14 protein-coding genes and 2 pseudogenes are annotated in these 19,243 nt (G+C 69.7%); 5 read left to right on the forward strand and 11 right to left on the reverse strand.

The genetic code is table 11. The features are described from left to right. The first annotated feature begins 374 nt into the window (after positions 1 to 374). From PV419_RS40440 to PV419_RS40450, 3 genes and pseudogenes are all read left to right on the forward strand, one after another. A complete protein-coding gene (locus PV419_RS40440) occupies positions 375 to 1,082 on the forward strand; it encodes a hypothetical protein (RefSeq protein WP_319697582.1) in 708 nt (235 codons plus the stop codon). 1,021 nt (positions 1,083 to 2,103) lie between these two features. Next, positions 2,104 to 2,573: pseudogene (locus PV419_RS40445) on the forward strand (transposase); the annotation flags it as partial. A 61-nt stretch (positions 2,574 to 2,634) separates the two neighbouring features. Then, complete coding sequence (locus PV419_RS40450) at positions 2,635 to 3,414, forward strand: aminoglycoside adenylyltransferase family protein (protein ID WP_319697584.1); 780 nt, start codon at positions 2,635 to 2,637, stop codon at positions 3,412 to 3,414. Between the two features lie 109 nt (positions 3,415 to 3,523). Here PV419_RS40450 and PV419_RS40455 read toward each other — a convergent pair whose 3' ends face one another. From PV419_RS40455 to PV419_RS40510, 11 genes and pseudogenes are all read right to left on the reverse strand, one after another. Continuing rightward, positions 3,524 to 3,757, reverse strand: a complete 234-nt coding sequence (locus PV419_RS40455; RefSeq protein ID WP_319697585.1) for a hypothetical protein — start codon at positions 3,755 to 3,757, stop codon at positions 3,524 to 3,526. Then, positions 3,744 to 5,138: a pentalenene oxygenase gene (ptlI, locus tag PV419_RS40460; RefSeq protein WP_319697586.1), complete on the reverse strand. Its 1,395-nt coding sequence runs from the start codon at positions 5,136 to 5,138 to the stop codon at positions 3,744 to 3,746. The genes PV419_RS40455 and ptlI overlap by 14 nt, the downstream gene beginning before the upstream one ends. Positions 5,139 to 5,250: 112 nt before the next feature. Next, the gene (ptlA, locus tag PV419_RS40465) at positions 5,251 to 6,264 is read right to left on the reverse strand and encodes a pentalenene synthase (RefSeq protein WP_319697587.1); all 1,014 of its coding nucleotides are present in this window, start codon (positions 6,262 to 6,264) and stop codon (positions 5,251 to 5,253) included. Positions 6,265 to 6,394: 130 nt separating this feature from the next. After that, entirely contained in the window at positions 6,395 to 7,408 is a 1,014-nt protein-coding gene (locus PV419_RS40470) for a polyprenyl synthetase family protein (RefSeq protein ID WP_319697589.1), read from the reverse strand. A 118-nt stretch (positions 7,409 to 7,526) separates the two neighbouring features. Further along, on the reverse strand, positions 7,527 to 8,426 hold the full coding sequence (gene ptlD / locus PV419_RS40475; RefSeq protein WP_319697593.1) for a neopentalenolactone/pentalenolactone F synthase: 900 nt from the start codon (positions 8,424 to 8,426) through the stop codon (positions 7,527 to 7,529). Positions 8,427 to 8,469: 43 nt separating this feature from the next. Beyond that, a complete protein-coding gene (gene ptlE, locus PV419_RS40480; protein ID WP_319697597.1) occupies positions 8,470 to 10,284 on the reverse strand; it encodes a neopentalenolactone/pentalenolactone D synthase in 1,815 nt (604 codons plus the stop codon). Next, positions 10,242 to 11,042, reverse strand: a complete 801-nt coding sequence (gene ptlF / locus PV419_RS40485; RefSeq protein WP_319697601.1) for a 1-deoxy-11-beta-hydroxypentalenate dehydrogenase — start codon at positions 11,040 to 11,042, stop codon at positions 10,242 to 10,244. Before ptlF ends, ptlE begins: the two co-directional genes overlap by 43 nt. Positions 11,043 to 11,169: 127 nt before the next feature. Beyond that, a complete protein-coding gene (locus tag PV419_RS40490) occupies positions 11,170 to 12,624 on the reverse strand; it encodes an MFS transporter (protein ID WP_319697606.1) in 1,455 nt (484 codons plus the stop codon). A gap of 58 nt (positions 12,625 to 12,682) precedes the next feature. Continuing rightward, positions 12,683 to 13,534: a 1-deoxypentalenic acid 11-beta-hydroxylase gene (gene ptlH, locus PV419_RS40495; RefSeq protein WP_319697611.1), complete on the reverse strand. Its 852-nt coding sequence runs from the start codon at positions 13,532 to 13,534 to the stop codon at positions 12,683 to 12,685. A 418-nt stretch (positions 13,535 to 13,952) separates the two neighbouring features. Continuing rightward, the gene (penM, locus tag PV419_RS40500; protein WP_319697619.1) at positions 13,953 to 15,149 is read right to left on the reverse strand and encodes a pentalenolactone synthase; all 1,197 of its coding nucleotides are present in this window, start codon (positions 15,147 to 15,149) and stop codon (positions 13,953 to 13,955) included. A 555-nt stretch (positions 15,150 to 15,704) separates the two neighbouring features. Further along, positions 15,705 to 16,142, reverse strand: a pseudogene (locus tag PV419_RS40510) (ATPase); the annotation flags it as partial. A gap of 316 nt (positions 16,143 to 16,458) precedes the next feature. On the opposite strand from PV419_RS40510, the gene PV419_RS40515 reads away from it, so the two are divergent. Together PV419_RS40515 and PV419_RS40520 are read left to right on the forward strand one after the other, a co-directional pair. Then, positions 16,459 to 17,592, forward strand: coding sequence for an ROK family transcriptional regulator (locus tag PV419_RS40515; RefSeq protein ID WP_319697624.1), 1,134 nt, complete (start codon positions 16,459 to 16,461; stop codon positions 17,590 to 17,592). Positions 17,593 to 17,865: 273 nt separating this feature from the next. Next, the gene (locus PV419_RS40520; RefSeq protein WP_319697631.1) at positions 17,866 to 19,194 is read left to right on the forward strand and encodes an extracellular solute-binding protein; all 1,329 of its coding nucleotides are present in this window, start codon (positions 17,866 to 17,868) and stop codon (positions 19,192 to 19,194) included. Positions 19,195 to 19,243: the final 49 nt, after the last annotated feature.

The following is a 19,243-nucleotide window of genomic DNA, read 5'->3' on the forward strand; positions in this document are numbered from 1 at the left end:
TGCTCGCCGTGGATGCGCAGCCGGTCGGCCTTGGCGAGCACCCCGGCCGCGCGGAAGTACACCGGCTGTGTGTCGGTCATGACGCGGGGCTGCGTCTCGTGGGTGAGGTGGAGGGTGCCGCCGGTGAGCAGGGTGTTCAGCCCCCAGTCGAAAGCCACCGCGATGCGGTGTCCGGCCCGCTCCGGCCTCGGGGCGGCGAGCGCGTAGGGCACATCGAGAAGGAGCCGCCCCTGGCGGACGCGCAGGGTCGGCGGGCACAGCACCGCTGTGGCGGGCACATGCGGCGGCAGCCGGAACCGGATACGCACCGGACGCCAGTCCGCCCGGCAGGCGGGCGCAGGCCCGGTCGGCAGCCGCACCGTCAACACTCCGTAGTGGAACGGGTCGTCCGGGCAGCGTTCGAGGGTGGCGAGCTGCTTGTCGACCGCCGCCAGCACCACCTGCCCACCCGCCCCCGGCGCCTGCTCACACTCCGTCAAACCCGCTGGCAGCCGCCGATGACGGGCCCAGAACGCGGCGATCTGCCGGGTATGGGCCAGCAGCACACCACTCGCCACCACCGGGCCGTCGGGCAGCGCGGCGCGCAACGCCTCCCACTCCGCCACGGTGCGCCGGGCGGGATCAGCGGGCCAGGCCGCCAGGAGCGCAGCGGTGATCTCGGCGCGCCACCAGGCCGAACGCAGCACCCGCCCCGCCTGCTCCTGCGCGATCCGCACCACCCGGTCCGGCACATACACACCCCCCGCAACGGTCACCGACCAGCCCAGCCGCCGCAACGCCATCCACCCCTGCGACGGCAGCGACCCACCCGACCGGTCGACACCCAAGGCAAGCCGGGCCAGATCGCGCCCGTTCCAGTGCTCCTGGACCACGCCCGCCGCCAGCGACCCGACCACAGCAGCCAGCCACCCGGCCCGCTCCACCAAAGCCGCCTCACCCAGCCGCTCCCCACTCACCGCATCCACACCCCGCAGCGCGCGGGCGCAGGCCGCCGCGACCTGCTGCACCTCACCCTCACCCACCACAACCCTGCGCCGCACCCGCCCACCTCCTCACGCGCCTCGCCCCACTCCCGGGCCTGACGATCACATCAACGACCGAACCCCCGTACGGGTTATGCACTCCCATCCACCCCACCCGCGAAACCCAGGGGAACCAGGAAAGCCAAGTCAATCCGTCAACTGTTAAACACCCTGCCACCGGTTCGGTGGGCGAGCGCTCGGACGCTGCCCCGGCAGCCGACGCCGCGGTGTTGCCGTTGACGGCCCTTACGACTTTCAGTGTGTTCAGGTTTGGGGCCTCCTTGCAGTGGCAGAGGCCTCTCCTGACGCTTGAACACATCCAATGCTCAGGGAAGTGAGCTTTTGCCGACCTGCCTGTCGGCAGGATCCGCTCTTAACCCGCTGACCAGGGCTGACGCGTCTGTCCGACAACAGCTCTGAGCCACACGTCACCTGGTTCGCCGTTCGTTATTGACGTTGGCTCTTCGGGGTGTCGCTTCATTGATTCCGCTGACGGTATGCGGATGGGGGCGGGCTGACGGTCGAGGGCCGCCGGCGCCGGGAGTCGGTGCGGATCGAGGCCGCCGAGTTGTTCGCCCGGGGGGCCAAGCCACCAGATGGGCCCGGCAGTTGCGGGAGCGCCGGAAATCGGCCTACCAGTGGTACCAGGCGTGGAAGGGCTCAGGGGCGGCGGCGCTGGCCTCCCGCGGGCCCAGTGGGCGACGCCGCAAGCTCTCCCCGCGGTGCCTGCAGAAGCTGGCCGAGTATCTCGGCCAGGGCCCGGCCGCCCACGGCTGGGTTGAGGACCAGGTGTGGACCGCTGCCCGGGTGGCCACGCTGATCGGCCGGAAGTCCATGTCTCCTACAGCGTGTCCGGGGCCACCCGTGTCATGCACCAGCTGGGTTTCAGCCCGCAGATGCCGGCACAGCGGGTGGCCGAGCGCGACGAGCAGGCCGTCGAAGTGTGGAAGGAGGCGACCTGGGCGGTGGTAAAACAACACGGGCGGCCTGCGGTGGATGGATCTGCTTCGAGGACGAAGCAGGCTTCACCCGCCGGCCGCCCCAAGAACGCACCTGGGGGCGGCGCGGAATCACTCCGGTCGTGGCGGTCAGCGGCCGCCGCTCCGGACGCCTGTCGGTCGCGGGACTCATCGCGGTGCGGCCACGATCTCAGACGCGGCTGTGCCACCGGCTGCGGGTGCACGGCGGAGGCAAGGATGAGCGCCGCAGCGACTCATCCGGCTACTCGATGGCGCGCATCAGCTGGTCAAGGCGCCGATCCTGCTGGTGTAAGACCGGCTGAACACCCATGTCTCCTGCGCGATGCGCAAGCTGATCGATGAGCGGGAGTGGCTGACAGTGTTCCTGCTGCCGGCCTACTCGCCGGAGCTGAACCCCGTAGAAGGACTGTGGGCCCACGTCAAACGCAGCCTGGCCAACCTCACCCCGATGGCTCTCGGCCGACTCGAGACTCTCGTGCGCAACCGGCTCAAACGTCTGCCATACCGACCCGCCACCCTTGACGGCTTCCTCGCCGGAACGGGCCTCGATCTCGACCCACCACCGTCACCCTGTGACACCGACCTCATGTCATGCTGTGCAGTCGGCCCGGACGACAGGAGACACTGGCGCAGTGGATCAGATCCAGGAGACCGTGGGGCTGGTCGGCGGTGTGCTGGGCCCAGATGTCATCGGCACCTACCTCCACGGATCCTCCGTGCTCGGCGGCCTCAGGCCGGCCAGCGATGTGGACGTGCTGGTTGTCTCCCGGCGGCGGATGGACGAGCAGGAGCGACGGACGCTCCTCGGCGGACTGCTCGGGATCTCCGGCTCCCGGAACAAGAGCCGCCCGGTCGAGCTCACCGTGGTCGTCCAGTCCGAGGTCCGGCCGTGGCGGTACCCGCCGACCGGCGACTTCCTGTATGGCGAGTGGCTGCGCGCCGAGTACGAGGCCGGAGAGGTCCCCCGGCCAGAGCCGATGCCCGATCTGGCCCTGCTGATCACCATGGCCCTGACCGGCGACCACTCCCTCACCGGCCCGCGCCCGGCGCAGGTCCTTGCCCCCGTCCCGCACGCCGACCTGGTCCGGGCGAACCTGGAGGGCATCCCCGGCCTGCTCGACGACCTGGACGGCGACACCCGCAACGTCCTGCTGACCTTGGCCCGCATCTGGACCACGCTCGCCACCGGCCAGATCAGGTCGAAGGACGCCGCCGCCCACTGGGCCCTCGCCCAGCTCCCGCCCCAGCACCGCCCCGCCCTCGAGCACGCCAGGCAGCTCTATCTCAACTGCCGGTACTCCGAGGAGAGCTGGAGCGACGCGTTGCAGGCGCAGGTGCGTCCGCATGTGGACCGCGTGCTCGCCGAGATCGACCGGTTGCGCACCCAGACCCCGCTGTCCGGGTACACGTGAAGATGCAGCACCTCGTAGGGATGAGAGTGCACCAAAGTTGATGTGGTGGCGGGTGGGCGCCGCGCAAGCCATCGGCAGGCTTGGCAGGCGAGCAGGCAGATCAGCCGTATCACCACGACCAGCACGCTGCCTCAGAACGGCTCACGGCCCGCTGAGCTGTGACGGATCCGAACCAGCAGGTGACATAATTCCCGGCACCCACAAGCGGGCAGATGGCGTCGATGACTTCGAGCTGCCGGCCGACGGCGGCGGAGCGCACTTGGGGGGAGACGCCGTGCGCGGAGAAGACACAGACCGCGCCCTGAGGGCCAGGACGACGTTCCCTTCGCTCATGTCGCGTCACCCCCGGCCGGTGCGGGGTCGGCGGAGGTCATCCGGCGCGGGGTGCGTGCGTCCAGCCTCAGGCGCAGCCGGCGCGGGTGGTAGACGGTGGCCAGCGGGACCGGGCGGATGTCCATGCCGGGCTCGCAGGTGACCCGCCAGCGGCCGAGGATGGTGGCGAGCCCCAGGGCGGCCTCGGTGCGTGCGTAGAGGTCGCCGATGCACTTGCGGGCGCCGGTGCCGAACGGCACGTAGGCGTGGCGGGCGGTCGGCGCGATACGGTCCGGGAGCCAGCGGTCGGGGTCGAACTTCTTGGGGGTGTCGAAGGCGTCTTCGTATTGGGCGACCGCGGCGGGGCTGAAGACGATGGTGGAGCCGGTGGGCAGCTGACGGCCCGCGAGTTCGGTCGGGGAGGCGGTGAGGCGGGTGAACAGCCAGGCCGGCGGGTGCAGTCGCAGCGTCTCGGAGATGATCCGGTCGGCCAGGGAGAGGTTCGGCAGGTCGTCCCACCGCGGGGCACGGCCGTCGAGGACGGTGTCGATCTCGTCGTAGAGCGCGGCCTCGATCTCCGGGTGCTGGGAAAGGAGGTAGAAGACCCAGGTGAGGGTGGCGGCGACGGTCTCGGTGCCGGCCGCCATGACAGTGATGACCTGGTCGTGGATCTCCTTGTCGCCGAGCTGGCCGCCGTCGTCGTCGCGGGAGGCGATCAGGGCGGCGAGCAGGTCGTCGTGCTCGGTGTCGGAGCTGCGGTAGTCGTCGATGAGCTGCTGGGTGGTCTCGTGCAGGAAGTCCAGGTTGCTCTTGTAGCGGCGCTGGGACGGCAGGGGCAGCCGACGGATCGAGGCCGGCAGGAACATCTGCCGGAACAGGCCGTTGAGCACGACGTCGAAGGAACGTTCCACCTTCGCCGCCAGCTCGGGGCTGACGGGTGTGGAGTAGAGGGTGCGGCCGACCGTGCGCAGGGCCATGCCGTACATCTCCTGGAAGGCGTCGACGACCATGCCGTCCTGCCAGCGCGACGTCGTGTCCTCGATCTCGGCCTGCATGGCCTCGGCGTACCGCTTGAGCTGGCCGCGGGTGAACGCCGACTGCATCAGCCGGCGCTGGCGGCGGTGGTCGGCGAATGGGCAGGTGACCAGGCCGTTGCCGGCGATGTCACGGGCGCGGTCGTAGAAGACGCCGCCCTTGTCGAAGATGCGGTCGTTGGTCAGGACATGCCGCAGCAGTTCGGGGTGGGTCGGGACGTAGGCCGTGGTGGGGCCGATCTTGATCTCGACCAGGTCGCCGTGGGCCGAGAGCGAGGCCATGAAGTTCACGGGGTGACGCATCATCTGGAAGGCGTGTCCGACAACGGGGAGCGCCCCGGGCGCCGCTCCCGCCGAGAAGGTGGTCTGCTCGGTCATGCGATTCTCAACTTCCCATCTCTACTCATCGGTTGACAGCCGCTGCGGTCCGTTGACAGCTGTGCCGCCGCGACGGCCGGGCGCGGGTGCGTGTTGCCGGTATGCGGTGCTGCTAGTGGGCGGTGCTGCCGAGCTCCTCCAGGTAGCCCTGGACACCGGCGGCGAGCGCGAACTCGGCGTCGTAGCGGCCCGAGGAGCGGTGCCAGTCGTAGGAACCGCGGATCACGGTGCGCACGGCGTCGTCGCGGTAGCGCTCCAGGGCCTCGCGCTCGGCCTCGTCGAGCCGGTAGATGTCGCCGACCTGCGGCAGGCACGACTCCAGCAGGAGATACTGCTCCAGGCGGGTGCGCACCTCGCTCTGGATGTGGGTGACGCTGCGGTCCTTGGACCAGCCGTGCTCCCGGCGCAGGATCATGACCATGTTGTTCTGCTCGCCGCGAGCCTCTTCCTTCTCCAGCGAGGCGATGTCGTTGAGCAGCAGATTGACGTCGACGGCGATCTGGAGCATCGCGGAGAGCACGGCGCTGTCGAAGACCCGGTGCGGCACCTCGAAGCGGCCCGCGCGCTCGGCGAGGTCGACCGTCGGCTGCACCCCGATGGTCTGCCGGCGCACGGCCAGGTACTCGGCCGCGGAGTCGTACGGCGTGTCCCAGAAGCGGCTCTCCGCCTCGTCGACGTAGCCGTCGAAGTAGCTGCGCCAGTGCCGGGCGCTGCGCGCGCACCAGGCGGGTGTCATGCCCTCGCTGGTGCGCCGCCAGATGTCGGCGAAGCCGTGGGCGATGGGGGGCGCGGTGTCGGAAAGGGGACCGTCCAGCGCCGCCGCGACCGCGTCGGTGAGCTGTTTGGTCTCCTCCGGGTTCTCGCCGCGCGGCCCGTCGAAGAGGTCGTCGAAGAGGAAGAACCACGACATCAGGTCGACGCCCAGGTCCAGGTCGGTGCCCGTGGCGTGCGGGTAGAAGCGGGAGGCCAGGTCGGCGTAGCCGCCGCGCAGATGACGCGTCGCCGCCGCCTCGGACTTGATCAGCCCGAGCGACCGCGGCCAGGCGAGCTGCTCGGCGTCGGCCCGCGCGTGATCCGGGCTCTGTCGGCCCGGCAGGGGTATGTGGAAGTCGACGTCCTGGGGCATGAGGGAATCCTTCGGAGTGGGTTGCGGAGGGGCAGCGGGCATGGTGGTGCCCTGGCGGGGGTGGGGTGGTGTGCTGAGCGGAGCGTCAGAAGTCGGAAAGGGAGGTACGGGTACGGAGGCCGGCCCGGTCTCAGACCTCGCGGTCGACGACGAACCGCCCGAGCGCGAGGAGTTCGTCCCGCGCGTCGGCGTCCAGCTCGACACCGCTCAGCGCGGCCTCGGCCAGCGCCATCCGCCGGGCGGCCTCGTCCAGCGCCCAGTCCCGGCCGCCGGCGTCGTCGATCAGACCGGCCACGCGCCGCAGTTCCTTTTCGTCCGGTTCGCCGGGGGTGGTGAGCCAGGCGGCCAGCTCGTCGCTGAGCGGACCGTCCTGGTTCAGTGCGTGGCTCACCGGCAGGGACTTCTTGCGGGAGCGCAGATCGGAGTGGACCGACTTGCCGGTGACGGCCGGGTCGCCCCAGATGCCGAGAACGTCGTCGACGAGCTGGAAGGCGACGCCGACCTGGTCGCCGTAGAGCGCCAGCGCGTCCACCGTCGCCTCCGGTGCCCCGGCGAGGACGGCGCCGATGGCGGCGCTCGCCGACAGCAGCGCGCCGGTCTTGCCGGCGGCCATGTCGACGCACTCCTCGACCGTGACGTGCGAGCGCTGTTCGAAGGACAGATCCTGGACCTGGCCGCGGATCAGATGCCGGGTGGTGCGGGCCAGCAGCCGGGCGGCGGGCGCCGCCGTCGGCAGCCCGGTGTCCAGCAGCACCTCCTGGGCGAGCGCCAGCATCGCGTCACCGGTCAGGATGGCGCTGGAGGGACCCCACAGCTTCCACACCGTGCGCCGGTGGCGGCGCTCCTCGTCGCCGTCCATCAGATCGTCGTGCACCAGGGAGAAGTTGTGCACGAGCTCCACGGCGACGGCGCCGGGCAGGGCGACCTTCGGCGGTGCGCCGACCGCCTCGGCCGACAGCAGTGCGAGCGCCGGCCGTACGGCCTTGCCGGCGTCCGCGCTGGTGGGCGCGCCGCCGGCGGTGATCCAGCCGAAGTGGTAGGCCGCCTGGTGACGTGAGCGGTGGTCGAGCCGGTCGACGGCGGCGCGCAGCGCCGGGGTGATCGTGACCCGGCCGTGGCTGAGGCAGGCGGGAGCGGTGCTCATGCGCCTCCCTCCCGCTCAGTCTCGGCGCGCTCCAACGCGCGAGCTTCCCTCGTCACTGCTCGCTCCTCCGTCGCTGCGCGGCTCCTCAGTCCAGCCCGCGCAGCGCGCCAAGACACGCTCATGCGTCGACCTCCGCGCGCCAGGGGGCGGTCGGGTCGTCGAAGATGCTGACGACCTGGCGCATGATGCGCCGTTCGGCCGGGTCGAAGGCCTGCTTGGCGTGGACGGTGCCGAGCTGGTCCCACACGACGATGTCCCCGGGCTGCCAGGTGTGGGCGTAGGTGTACTGGGGCTTGCCCGCGTGCGACAGCAGTTCGTCGAGCAACTTGCGGCTGTCGTCGGGGGTGAGGTCCACGATCCGCTTGGTGTTCAGGGTGCTGATGTAGACCGACTGGCGGCCGGTGCGCGGATTGCGGGCGATCAGCGGGTGGATGGTGGAGGTGCCGTCCTCGGGCTGGATCGCTCCGGTGCTCTCGCCGAGGGACACCTCGCCCTGGAGCTCCTCCTCGATGGTCTCCTCGTACCCGGTGCGCAGGGCGTGGCGGACCCGGTAGGAGTGCAGGCGCCGGCGCTCTTCGGGCGACAGCGACTCGTACAGGGCGTACATGTCGGTGAAGAGGGTCTCCCCGCCGCCGGAGGACGGCACTTCCACGGCCTCCAGGAAGCCGACCTGGGAGACGCGGGGGCGGAAGGAGTAGTCGGTGTGCCAGCCCATCCACTCGGCGTCGCCGACGCCGATCTTGCGGCCGTCCTCCACCAGGTTGGAGACGATCAGGATCTCGTTGTGGTCGGGGTGGGCGCCGCTGGTCAGACCGGTCTTCGGGATGTACCCGAAGCGGCGGCCGAAGGCCAGGAACTCCTCGTAGGAGGGGGTCTCGTGGCCGCGGAAGACGAGTACGAGATGCGCGTCGAGCGCCGCCCAGATCTCCTCTGACTGGGTCTTGCCCATGTCGCCGGTGACATGGGCGCCGTGCACGACGGCGCCGAGAGCGGCGCCGGGTATCGGCGTTACGTCCATGGGCGTTGCCGCCTTTCGCAGAAGGGAGGGGCCAGAAAGGGGGTCAGCGCAGTTCGAGGCCGGCGAGGTCGCCCGCCTCGCGCCAGCGCCTGAGGATGTTCACGAACTCCACCGAGCCGCCGCCGTAGCTGGAGTTGCGCAGGGGCAGTCCGCTCGGATCGCCCTCGTTGTTGTAGAGGCCGGGCGTGCAGTTCTCGAGGAAGTCGATGTCGTTGGTGGCGAGCCGGAGGATCTCCTCGACCCATTCCTTCTCGCCGGCCTCGGAGGCCTCCACGACCTGGTGGCCGCGCTCCTCGACGCACTTGACGATGTGCGCGAGGTGCCGGGTCTGCTCGCCCAGCATGTAGGGGATGTTGACGTGCCGACCAGCCTGGATCTTGGACAGGATGAAGCAGTTGGGAAAGCCGTTCACCTGGAGTCCGTGCAGGGTGTGCGCTCCGTCCGCCCACTTCTCCGACAGCTTCACGCCGTCGCGGCCGACGATGTCGTAGCCGGCGCGGTGGGTGTACGGGACGGAGAACTCGTGCTCGTAGCCGGTGGCGAAGACCAGGCAGTCGACCGGGTACTCCCGGCCGTTCGCGACCACCCCGGCCGGGGTGAGCCGCTCCACGCCCTGCCCCTGGGTGTCGACCAGGGTCACATTGGGCCGGTTGAAGGTCTGGAGGTAGCCGTCGTGGAAGCAGGGTCGCTTGCAGTACACGCGGTAGTACGGCTTGAGGGCGGCGGCGGTCGCGGGGTCGGTGACCACGCTGTCGATGCGGGTGCGCAACTCCTCCATCTTGAGGAAGTCCGCCCGCTCGGCCGCGAGCGCCCGCTCCTTCGGGTCGCCCCCGGTGTCGCCGGTGGGCAGGATGGCGGCGGCCAGCTTGGCCGTGGTCTGGGTCCAGCGGTCCTGGACCAGGTCCTCGTCCTGCGGGATACCGGAGGTCAGCGCGTGGAAGTTCTCCATCCGGCGCTGCTGCCAGCCCGGTTCGAGGCTGTCCGCCCAGTCGGGCGGGGTGGGCCGGTTGCCGCGGACGTCGACCGTGGCCGGGGTGCGCTGGAAGAGGACGAGCTGCTCGGCCCACTCGGCGAGGTGCGGGGCGAGCTGGATGGTCGTCGAGCCGGTGCCGATGACGCCGACCTTCTTGTCCTTCAGCTTGGTCAGGCCGCCGGTGCTGTCGCCGCCGGTGTAGTCGAAGTCCCAGCGGCTGGTGTGGAAGGAGTGCCCGGCGAACGTCTCCAGGCCCGGCAGCCCGGGGAGTTTGGGGCGGTGCATCAGACCGATCGACATGGCCACGTACCGGGCCCGGATCAGATCCCCGCGGTCGGTGCTCACCAGCCACTTCCCGGCGGCCTCGTCCCAGCGCAGCTCGGTGACGGTGGTCTGGAAGAGGGCGTCGCGGTAGAGGTCGTACTTGTGGGCGATCTGTTGGAGGTGGGCGAAGATCTCGGGCCCGGTGGAGTACTTCTCGGTGGGTATCGTGCCGATCTCTTCGAGCAGCGGCATGTAGATGTAGCTCTCGACATCGCACCGGACGCCGGGGAAGCGGTTCCAGTACCAGGTGCCGCCGACGTCGCCGGCCTCGTCGATCAGCCGGATGCGCTCCAGCCCGGTCTCCATGCGCAGATGGGCGCCGGTCAGCAGGCCGCCGATGCCGGCGCCGACGACGGCGACGTCCACCTCGTCGGTGAGCGGCTCGCGCTCCTGTCGCTCGGTGTAGGGGTCTCGCGCGTAGCGGCTGAAGTCACCGCGCGCGAACTGGTAGGTGCGACCGACGCTGCGCTTGTCGCGTTCCTGCCGGTATTTCTCCCTCACCGCTTCCAGGTCGATGGTCAGTGTTTCATCGCCACGGTCGTCGCTTTCGGCGCGGGCCACAGCTCCTCCTCGGGGGAAGGGGGTGGAAGGGAAACATGACGCCACACGTCGTCGAACTGATCGCGCAGCCGCAGCGGGGCGTCGGAGTTGCTGAAGAGGTAGAAGCGATCGGAGCCGAGGGCCTCCCACACGAGTGAGGCGACGTCCTCGGCGCTCACCGAGGTGTCGCCGCCCGCGCCGCGGGGGGCCGTCAGGCCTTGGACCATGGGGGTGTCGACCCGGCCGGGACACAGCACCGACACCCGGACCCCGGTGCCCCGCAGATCGGCGCGCAGACTGCGGGCGACCGCGAGGTCGGCGTGCTTGGAGGCGGCGTACGCGGCGCTGCCGGCGCCGACGACGAAGGCGGACATCGAGGCGGTGTGGATCAGATGGGCGGGCCGGCCGCGCTCGAGCAGCCGGGGGACGAAGGCGCGGGCCACCAGGACGTGCGCCCAGTGGTTCACCTCGAAGACCTGCCGCATCCGCTCCAGTGGCACCTCCCACAGGGGCTGTCCCACGGGGCCGAGGACCCCGGCGTTGTTGCACACCACGTCGATGTCGCCGAGCAGGTCGAACGCCGTGTCCGCGAGCCGTTCGACGGCGTCCGGGTCGGTCAGGTCGGCGGTCACCGCGGTGACCTGAGCGCCCTGTGCGGTGAGTTCGGCGGCCCGGCGGTGTAGTGCGTCGTCTTCGACGTCCGCCATGACCACGCCGGCGCCGGCCCGTGCGAAGCGGGCGCTGAGGGCGAGGCCGATGCCGCTGGCCGCGCCGGTCACCACGGCTGTCCTTGTCTGTAACTGCACTTGGCTGTCTCCGCTTCTGCGCGCGGGTACGCCGAAGGACGGCGCGCCGTAGCCAACGAGAAGGTCTGGAACGGATCGCGCCGTTCGAGGGGCGCGGGTGTCAGCTGGGGTCGGGGAGCTTCAGGCTGATCACGAGAACGGTCACCGAGAAACACGCCAACAGGGCGAGAACGAGCACGGCCGCCGACGCCGTCGACAGCCAACCGGCCAGGGAGAGATAGAGGGTTCCGCCGACGGTCGCGCCCAGCGCGGTCGCCATCTGCTGGCTGGTCACCAGCACACCGCTGCCCATGCCGGCCTGCGCGGGGGGTACGTCGGCGAGGATCGTCCGGAACAGCGTCGGGCCGGTCAGCGCCGCGCCTGCTCCGTACAAGCCGATCCCGACGAGCACGAGCACCAGGGAGGGATGCGGCCAGCCCAGCCGGATCACCAGCGCCAGCAGCAGCACCCCCGTGCCCTGGACCAGGGCGCCCAGGGTGACGATCCGGCTGCCCAGGGCCGCCGCGATCCTCGGGGTGAACAGCGTCACCGCGAAGAACGCCACGGCGAACGGCGCCAGCCCCCCGCCGGATTCGAGCCCGTCGAAGCCGAAGTGACCCTGCGCGATCAGCGCGTAGACGAACAGGAAGGCGCCGAAGCCGGCCGAGAACGGCACCATCGCCGCCAGCCCTCTGCGCATCCCCGGATGGGACAGCACCGATGGGGACAGCAGCGGTGAGCCGCCCCGCGCCTCCAGCCCACGTTCGGCCCGCACCAGCGCCAGCGCGCCCACCGCGGCGACCGCGAGCAGCGACCACAGCCACGGCGGCCAGCCCAGGTCGGGGCCCGCCACGACCACGGCCAGGACGCAGACCATGGTGACACCGAACAGCACGGTGCCCACCGGGTCGAAGCCCGGCTTCGCGTCGGCCCTGGTCGCGGGGACGCGCCGGACGGCCAGCAGCGCGGCCACTCCGATCGGCACATTGATCGCGAAGACCGACCGCCAGCCGATCCCGGCGGCGTCCAGCGAGACCAGCAGCCCGCCCAGGACCTGTCCGGTGACCATGCCGAGGGCCGCGGTCGCGCCGTACATGCCGATCGCACGGGCGCGCGCCTGGCCCTCGGTGGCCGCCTGGATCGTCGCCAGCACCTGCGGTACGAGCATGGCGGCGGCGGCGCCCTGCAGCAGCCGGGCCGCGACGAGGAACTCGATGGTCGGGGCGAGTCCGCACAGCGCCGAGGTGACGGTGAAAGCAGCGAGCCCGTAGGCGTACACGCGCCGTCTGCCGAAGGCGTCGCCCAGCCGGCCGCCCAGCACCAGGCCGAGGGCGTAGGTGAGGCCGTAGCCGGACACCACCAGCTCCAGTGCGGCGGGGCCGCCGTGGAGGTCGTCACTGATCGAGGTCAGTGCCACATTGACGATGGAGGCGTCCACGATGGACAGGGCGTATCCGGTGAGCACCACCACCAGGGCGATGCCACTGAGCCCCGCGGCGGCCGGTTCCGTGCCGGCCGAGGGCTCCGGCGTCGCGTTGGGCCCCTTCAGAGGGGGAAGGCCCTCGCGTTTCGTCATGCGCTGCCTACCCAGGTGTTTGTGGGGGACGGTTGAGGCGGGTGCGAGGGTAACAATGTCACTCGGTGGTGGTGGGGGTGCCGGTGATCTTCGACATGATTCCCTTGGAGGGGTCCTTCGCGGACTCCGGCCAGGGGGTCAGGGCGTTGAACCCGCGGTGCGAGGAGGCGGGCTGGATGCGGGTGTCCATCGACATCCGCATGCCGGCCGGGTCCACCGAGACGTTGGGGATGGACTTGTGACACATGAAGGCGTGGAAGATGATCACGTCGCCCGGTTCCATGGGCGAGAACAGCAGTTGCTCGTCCGCGCCGAACTCCTCCGCCGGAATACCCCGCACGGCGTGGCCGAAGCGGCGGAAGTTCTCGGTGACGACGTGCTCACGCGGGCCCTTCTTGTGGCTGCCGTCGGCGACTGCGACGCCGCCTATGTCGGGGGTCGTCGCGAGCAGCGGCACCCAGGCGGTGCGGAAGTCCTTGTTCGGGCCGATATAGAAGCCGTCCTGGTGCAGCGGCGTCAGGAAGCTCGGCTCCGCGCAACCCGCGGCGGAGGGGTAGTAGCGGATCGTCGTCGACTTGAAGACGAAGACGGGCTCGCCGAAGACCTTGTCCCAGACCTTGAGGGTCGAGGGGTGGTTCCACAGGTTGTCGTACTTGACGTAGTCGTGCATCGCCACCTCGTCGACCGCTTCGAAGGACTCGATGGTGAGGGTGTCGAGCGTGGTGCCGGGGGCGGCGTGGCCGAGTGCGATCAGGCCCTCGAGCATCTGCTCGGCGGCGGCCCGCACGAGTTCACGGTCCAGAGCGCCCCGCAGATAGAGGTAGCCGTGCTCGTCGTAGAACCGGTCGAGGGCCTCACGGTCGTCGAGAAGAGGCGTGCAGTCGACGTAGTCGCTGAAAGTGTCCGTCATGGTTCCTTGTCCTCCTGACGTCTGTGCGTGGGGGAAGGAGCGTCAAACATCAAAGCGGGCGGCGGCTTCGATGACGCCGGGTGAGGCGGAGGTGACGAGAGACGACCGCCGGGGACGGCCGGTGCTGACGTTCACAATGGTGGGGTCGGGCCGGTCAGAGGGACAATCCGGTGAGCAGGGACGGGTATGCGAGCAAGTGGGCCGTCGTGGGGCACCTCTGCGCAACCGTTGATACCGGTACGCACACTCACATGTGTGCCTCACCGGGCGGTCCAGTGACACTGGAGCGCCGTCGCTCTTGAGGGCGATGGTGCGCCGACGCGCCGTGACCCGTCACAGACGACACGCCAGGCAACGTTCTGGCAAAGCGATCGACCATGAACGGTGGGCGGCTGTGTTTTCGCTCGTGCAATGCCACTTAGAAGGTAACGGGGATTTCATCGAACCCGCCGGTGATCCGGTGCTCCTGCCAGCGCAGGGACTCCTCAGGTACCGCGAGCCGCAGGTTGGGCAGTCTGTGGAACAGTCGCTCGAACACCGCGGTCAGCTCGATCCGAGCCAGCGTGCGGCCGATGCAGTGCCGGGCGCCGTGCCCGAATGCCAGGTGTGACTTGGGCTTGTCCCGGGCCAGGTCGAACAGGTCGCCGTCGGGGAACGCCCGGCTGTCGTAGTTGGCCGCGCCGATGGCCAACATCACCGCGTCTCCGGTCCGAATCACTGTCTCGCCGACGGTGATGTCGCTGTGCGCGTAGCGGGGTATTATCGCGTTGGATCCCCTGCCGCCAACGCTCAGGCGCAGGATCTCCTCGACCGCGGCCGGCGCGAGTTGGGGATTCTCGGCCAGCAGGGCACGCTGGGCCGGATTGCGCAGCAGCAGCAGGGTGCCCAGGTCGATGCGCACAATGGTGGTCTCGTAGCCGAACAACAGCACGGCGTTACCCAAGTGGGCAATCTCCGCATCGGACAGTTCGCCGTCTTTATGGGCGATCAGCTCGGACAGGATGTCGTCGCCCGGCTCGGTTCGCTTGCGCGCCACCAGTTCCGTTATGTAGTCGACAACCTGTTGAAAGGTGTTCGCCGAGTGCTGGTTGTCGCTCTGGTCGAATGTGCCTCTCGCCCACTGCCCGAACCGCTCCCGATCGGCCAACGGCACGCCAAGCAGATCGCAGATCACCATGGTCGGCAACGGAAACGACAGCGCGCGGTGCAGGTCGGCCGGCGGAGTGCTGGCGGCCAACTGGTCGAGCAGGTCGTCCACGTGGTGCTCGATCCGGGTCTTCATAAGGCGCATCCGGCGCGTGGAGAACCGGGGCACAAGCAGCGCGCGCATCCGCGTATGCCTGGTGGCCTCGGTTTTGTAGTCGTCCCCGGCCATCAGCGCGATCATAAAGTTCCTGGCCGCGCTCTTGGTCGACTGCTCCGGGTTGGGGTTGCTGAGACGGAGTCGACGGTCGGCGAGTAGTGCCCTCACCTCGTCGTAGCGGGTGATCAGCCAGGCATCTTCACTGGCGGTCCGCACTCTGGTGATCGGCCCCTCCTGCTGCAGTGCGAGCATCTGGGGCGCGATGCCGATCACGGCCGGGTTATCGAACGGTAACCTCGGAAGTTCCTCCATGTGGCCATGATCATATGTTGGGGTTTTTATGTCAATAAGTTTGAGTCAGGGATTTCAGCGGTCGAATCAGCGTGGGTTGAATGTTACAACTGACACGTATGTGCTCGACGTCCGAGGAAATGCCGGTGCCGTTTCCTTGACATCGGCGAGAAATGCAGGTCATCGGCTTCGGAGGCATCACGCAGTGACCCCCCTGACTGCGCGTACGGCGCAGGCGAGCTTCTGCGGTAGGTCTTCCTTGATAAGGCGGCCCTGTGCCCCCGAGGTGAATTCCTGGTCCAGGCGGCGGCGATCCCGGAACGTGCTAAGAGGGGGCTTTCTCCTGATGTTTCATCCCGGAATTGCTGTTTGATCCGGCGGTGTCAGGTCGCGCCAGGAGATGGTGGCTTCGTCGGTGAGGCGGCGGAGCATCCGGTCGGTCGTGGCGAGGTTGCTCACGGCTTCGGAGCGGGAGCAACGCCCAGCGGGCATCGGGCGGATCACTCGGATACGGACGAGTTCGGCCATGACCTGGACATGCCGCTGGCCTTTGGGGTGAGGCAGGCGCAAGCTTGGCACCTCGCCCCAGCCGCCGACCTGAATGCGGCTGTTGTCGGCGAGGCGACCGACCGCGACGGAACCGGTGCCGGCGACCGGGCCGACACCGTGCTCCAGCCCGGCGGCGGGCACGAGGAGGTCGGCGTCGCCCATGACCAGCGCGGGCGCGTCGAAGTGCAGTGCAGTGCGGTGCGTATCTGGTGGCACTGCCGGGTTGTCTCGCAGCCGTGGCCGCCCACAGCGACGGCGGAGGGGCGTGCACGCGTCGGAAGTGCCCCCGCGACCAGTGCCGCGACCCAGGCGGCCGCGGCCACCGGGTCGTGTGGCCGCCAGCCGCTGCTCGGGCGGACATGGTCGGCGACCAGATCGTCCCCCCGCGAAGGCGCGGAGATGCGTCTTGGCGCCGCCCACGTCGATACTCACCACGAGAGGGCATGAGGGGAGAGCGTCCCGCACGGTTCTCTTTCGTCGTTGCGCTTGGCTGCGACGGTGGGCGAACCGTGCCTTGGGCGGGGAAGTCGATGAACTCGGGAAGCCCCGGGACGGGCCTCTGACGGGCACGGCAGGCGAGTGCCGTGATGTTCGTTAGGGAATTAACTAACGAAGTACAGTGCGTGTCAAGAGGCGTCGCGCACTCGACCGACGAAGCGGTCCCAACGGGCCACTGCGGGGCGGGAACCGCGACGCCAAGGCATCCCATCGCCGCATCCCGGAGGACGATCGCTCCGGGAGCGCGGCCGCTGACCCGTGTGGGAGAACTGTGGAACACGACGTGGCGAGAGCCCCTCGCCTGACCGAGAGCGCGAGCGCGGTGTTCGCCGTGCTCGCCAGGGCGGGCACCGCGACCCGGCCGCAGCTCGCGACCCTGGCGGGCCTGTCCAAGCCGACGGTGTCCTCCGCCGTCGCAGAGCTCGAGAGCGCCCGGCTCGCCACCCACTCCGGCACCACCTCCAGCGGCACGGGCCGTTCCGCCGCCCTCTACCGCCTGGGCCCGGACGCCGGCGCCGTACTCGCCGTCGACCTCGGCCCCGCCTTCACGCGGGTCCGCGGCTGTGCCCTGGACGGCACCCTGCTCGCCCAGGCCACCGGTGCCCGGAAGGACGCCGCCGACGTCGTGCGGGAGGCCCTCGACGCGCTGCCCGGCGGCATCCCGCTGCGCGCCATCGTCGTCGCCGTCGGTGACGTGATCGTGCCCGAGCGGCAGGGGACCATCATGCGCCCCGCGACCGCCAAGGCGGGCCCCGTCTTCGACGCCATGGCCGTCGCGCTGCCGGCGGGTGTGCCCATCCACCTGGAGAACAACGTCAACTGCGCGGCACTCGCGGAGCTGCACGAAGGCGCCGCCCGCGGCCGCAACACCTTCGGCTACCTGCGGATCGGCGTCGGTATCGGCCTCGGCATCGTGGTCGGCGGTCAGGTGCTGCGCGGAGCCAACGGCGCGGCCGGCGAGCTGGCCCGACTGCCCTACCCGTGGGACGACGGCCGTGAGCCGCGGCAGGAGGCGTTGGAGGAGTACATCGGCGCACACTCGCTCCTGCGGCGGGCGGCCGGGGCCTGGCAGGACACCGACGGGCCGTGCCCCCGGACCGTCGAGCGGCTCTTCGTCCTCGCCGGAGAGGGCCGGCCCGCGGCCCGCGCCGTGATCGGCCGCCATGCCGCCGACGTCGGCCGTCTCGCCGCCGCCGTGACCGCCGTGCTGGACCCGGGACTGGTCGTGCTGGGCGGCAGTACCGGCGCCGACCCGCAGCTCCTGCCCGGTGTGCGGGCCGAGCTCGCCCGGCTGAGCTGGCCCACCGAAGTCGTCAGCAGCACGGTCGGCGATCTCGGCACCGTCGTGGGTGCCGCCCGGCTCGCGGTCTCCCGAGGAGTCCAAACCGTGACCCAGGCCGCGGGGGACAAGGATTGACGACTTCCGACTCGATCTGCGAATGTCCGGACATGCGCTTCCAAGTCGGCCGGGACGCCGACTCCGGGTGAGCCTCCCGCCCGTACGCGAAGTACGGCAGCCGCACGAGGGCGTGCTTGTGCGACGCCGGCCGTCATGGCCGGGGACCCCACCCGTCAAGGCGACGCGGCCGTGCGAGGCCGTGCCCCCGGAGAGCGAAATTTCCTGAAAAATGCACCTGTGCCGCCTCGGCTGGCGCCGTGCTCCGTCCCCTACGACGAAAAGGGATCGAAGATGGTTACTGTGGGTGTGCGGCGCTCCCGCCGACTCGGCCGCGGCGGCATACGCCGCCTGGTTCCCCTCGCTGCTGTTGCCACGGCAGGTGCCCTGCTGCTCTCCGCCTGCGGGTCGGGATCCGGCTCGGGCGGGACCTCCAAGTCGCTGACGTTCTGGATTTCCACGGTCCCGGGGCAGGACGCGGGCTGGAAGAAGATGGTGGCGCAGTACGAGAAGGAAACCGGCGTCAAGGTCAAGCTCGTCAACATCCCCTACGACGGCTACCCGACGAAGCTGCACAACGCCGCGCAGGCGAACTCCCTGCCCGACGTGGCGGCCGTGCCGGCGCTGGATCCGATCTGGTCGAACAAGCTGATCGACCTCAGCTCCATCGCCGACAACAAGAGCAACAAGATCAACGCCAACTTCCTCGCCAAGGACTCGTCGGGGAAGGTGCTGTCCATCCCTTCGGACGTCACCGCGTCCGGGCTGTTCATCAACGAGACGCTGTTCAAGAAGGCCGGCGTCTCCTTCCCGACCTCGCCCGAGAAGACCTGGACCTGGACCGACTTCATCAAGGCGGCGAACAAGGTCCGGGAGAAGACCGGCGCCAAGTACTCCCTGACCTTCGACCAGTCGCCGTCCCGGCTCCGGGCCATGGTGTACGAGATGGGCGGGAAGTACGTCCACGCGGACTCCTCCGGCAAGTTCTCGGCGGACGCGGCGACCAAGAAGGCCGTGAACTACTTCGTCGGACTGAACGACGACAAGACCATGCCGAAGTCGGTGTGGACCAGCGGCGCCGACCCGTCGGCCATGTTCCAGAGCGGTGACGTGGTCGCCTACTGGTCCGGCGTGTGGCAGGTTCCCGCCTTCGCGGACAGCATCAAGAAGTTCGACTGGGCGAGCGTCCCGACTCCCGCCCAGCCGGTGCAGGCCAGCGACGTCAACAGCGGCAGCATGACGGTGGGCTTCAACAACAACGGCGATGCGGCCACCGCCGCGAAGAAGTTCCTGTCCTGGCTGTACGAGCCGGCCCACTACAAGACGCTCTGTGAGGCGTCCGGGTTCCTGCCCGTCGAGAGCGGTCTGAACCCGACGTACCCCTTCACCTCCAAGGCGGCGCAGGCGGCGTTCAAGCTGTACAACGAGCAGATCCCGCTTTACGCCCCGATCTCCGGCTACTTCAACACCGCGCAGACGAACTGGGTGCTGAAGGGCAAGAGCCTCACCGAGGACCCGACCAAGACGGAGCTCGGTAAGGCGATCAACGGTCAACAGTCGGCCGGCAAGGCCCTGGAGAACATCGTGGCCGGCTACAACCAGCAGGTCGGCGGCGCATCGTAGGGCACAGGGCCGCCCACGTGATGCCGGGCTCATGGCCTGAGCCCACCGC

It is taken from the genome of Streptomyces sp. ME19-01-6 (assembly GCF_033793745.1).
Classification (GTDB): Bacteria; Actinomycetota; Actinomycetes; order Streptomycetales; family Streptomycetaceae; genus Streptomyces.

Coding starts and splice junctions, on each gene's coding strand:
- ptlA (WP_319697587.1), bottom strand. CDS start 6,264: ATGCCCCAGGACGTCGACTTCCACATACCCCTGCCGGGCCGACAGAGC.
- ptlD (WP_319697593.1), bottom strand. CDS start 8,426: ATGGACGTAACGCCGATACCCGGCGCCGCTCTCGGCGCCGTCGTGCAC.
- PV419_RS40520 (WP_319697631.1), top strand. CDS start 17,866: ATGGTTACTGTGGGTGTGCGGCGCTCCCGCCGACTCGGCCGCGGCGGC.
- ptlH (WP_319697611.1), bottom strand. CDS start 13,534: ATGACGGACACTTTCAGCGACTACGTCGACTGCACGCCTCTTCTCGAC.
- PV419_RS40470 (WP_319697589.1), bottom strand. CDS start 7,408: ATGAGCACCGCTCCCGCCTGCCTCAGCCACGGCCGGGTCACGATCACC.
- PV419_RS40490 (WP_319697606.1), bottom strand. CDS start 12,624: ATGACGAAACGCGAGGGCCTTCCCCCTCTGAAGGGGCCCAACGCGACG.
- penM (WP_319697619.1), bottom strand. CDS start 15,149: ATGGAGGAACTTCCGAGGTTACCGTTCGATAACCCGGCCGTGATCGGC.
- ptlI (WP_319697586.1), bottom strand. CDS start 5,138: ATGACCGAGCAGACCACCTTCTCGGCGGGAGCGGCGCCCGGGGCGCTC.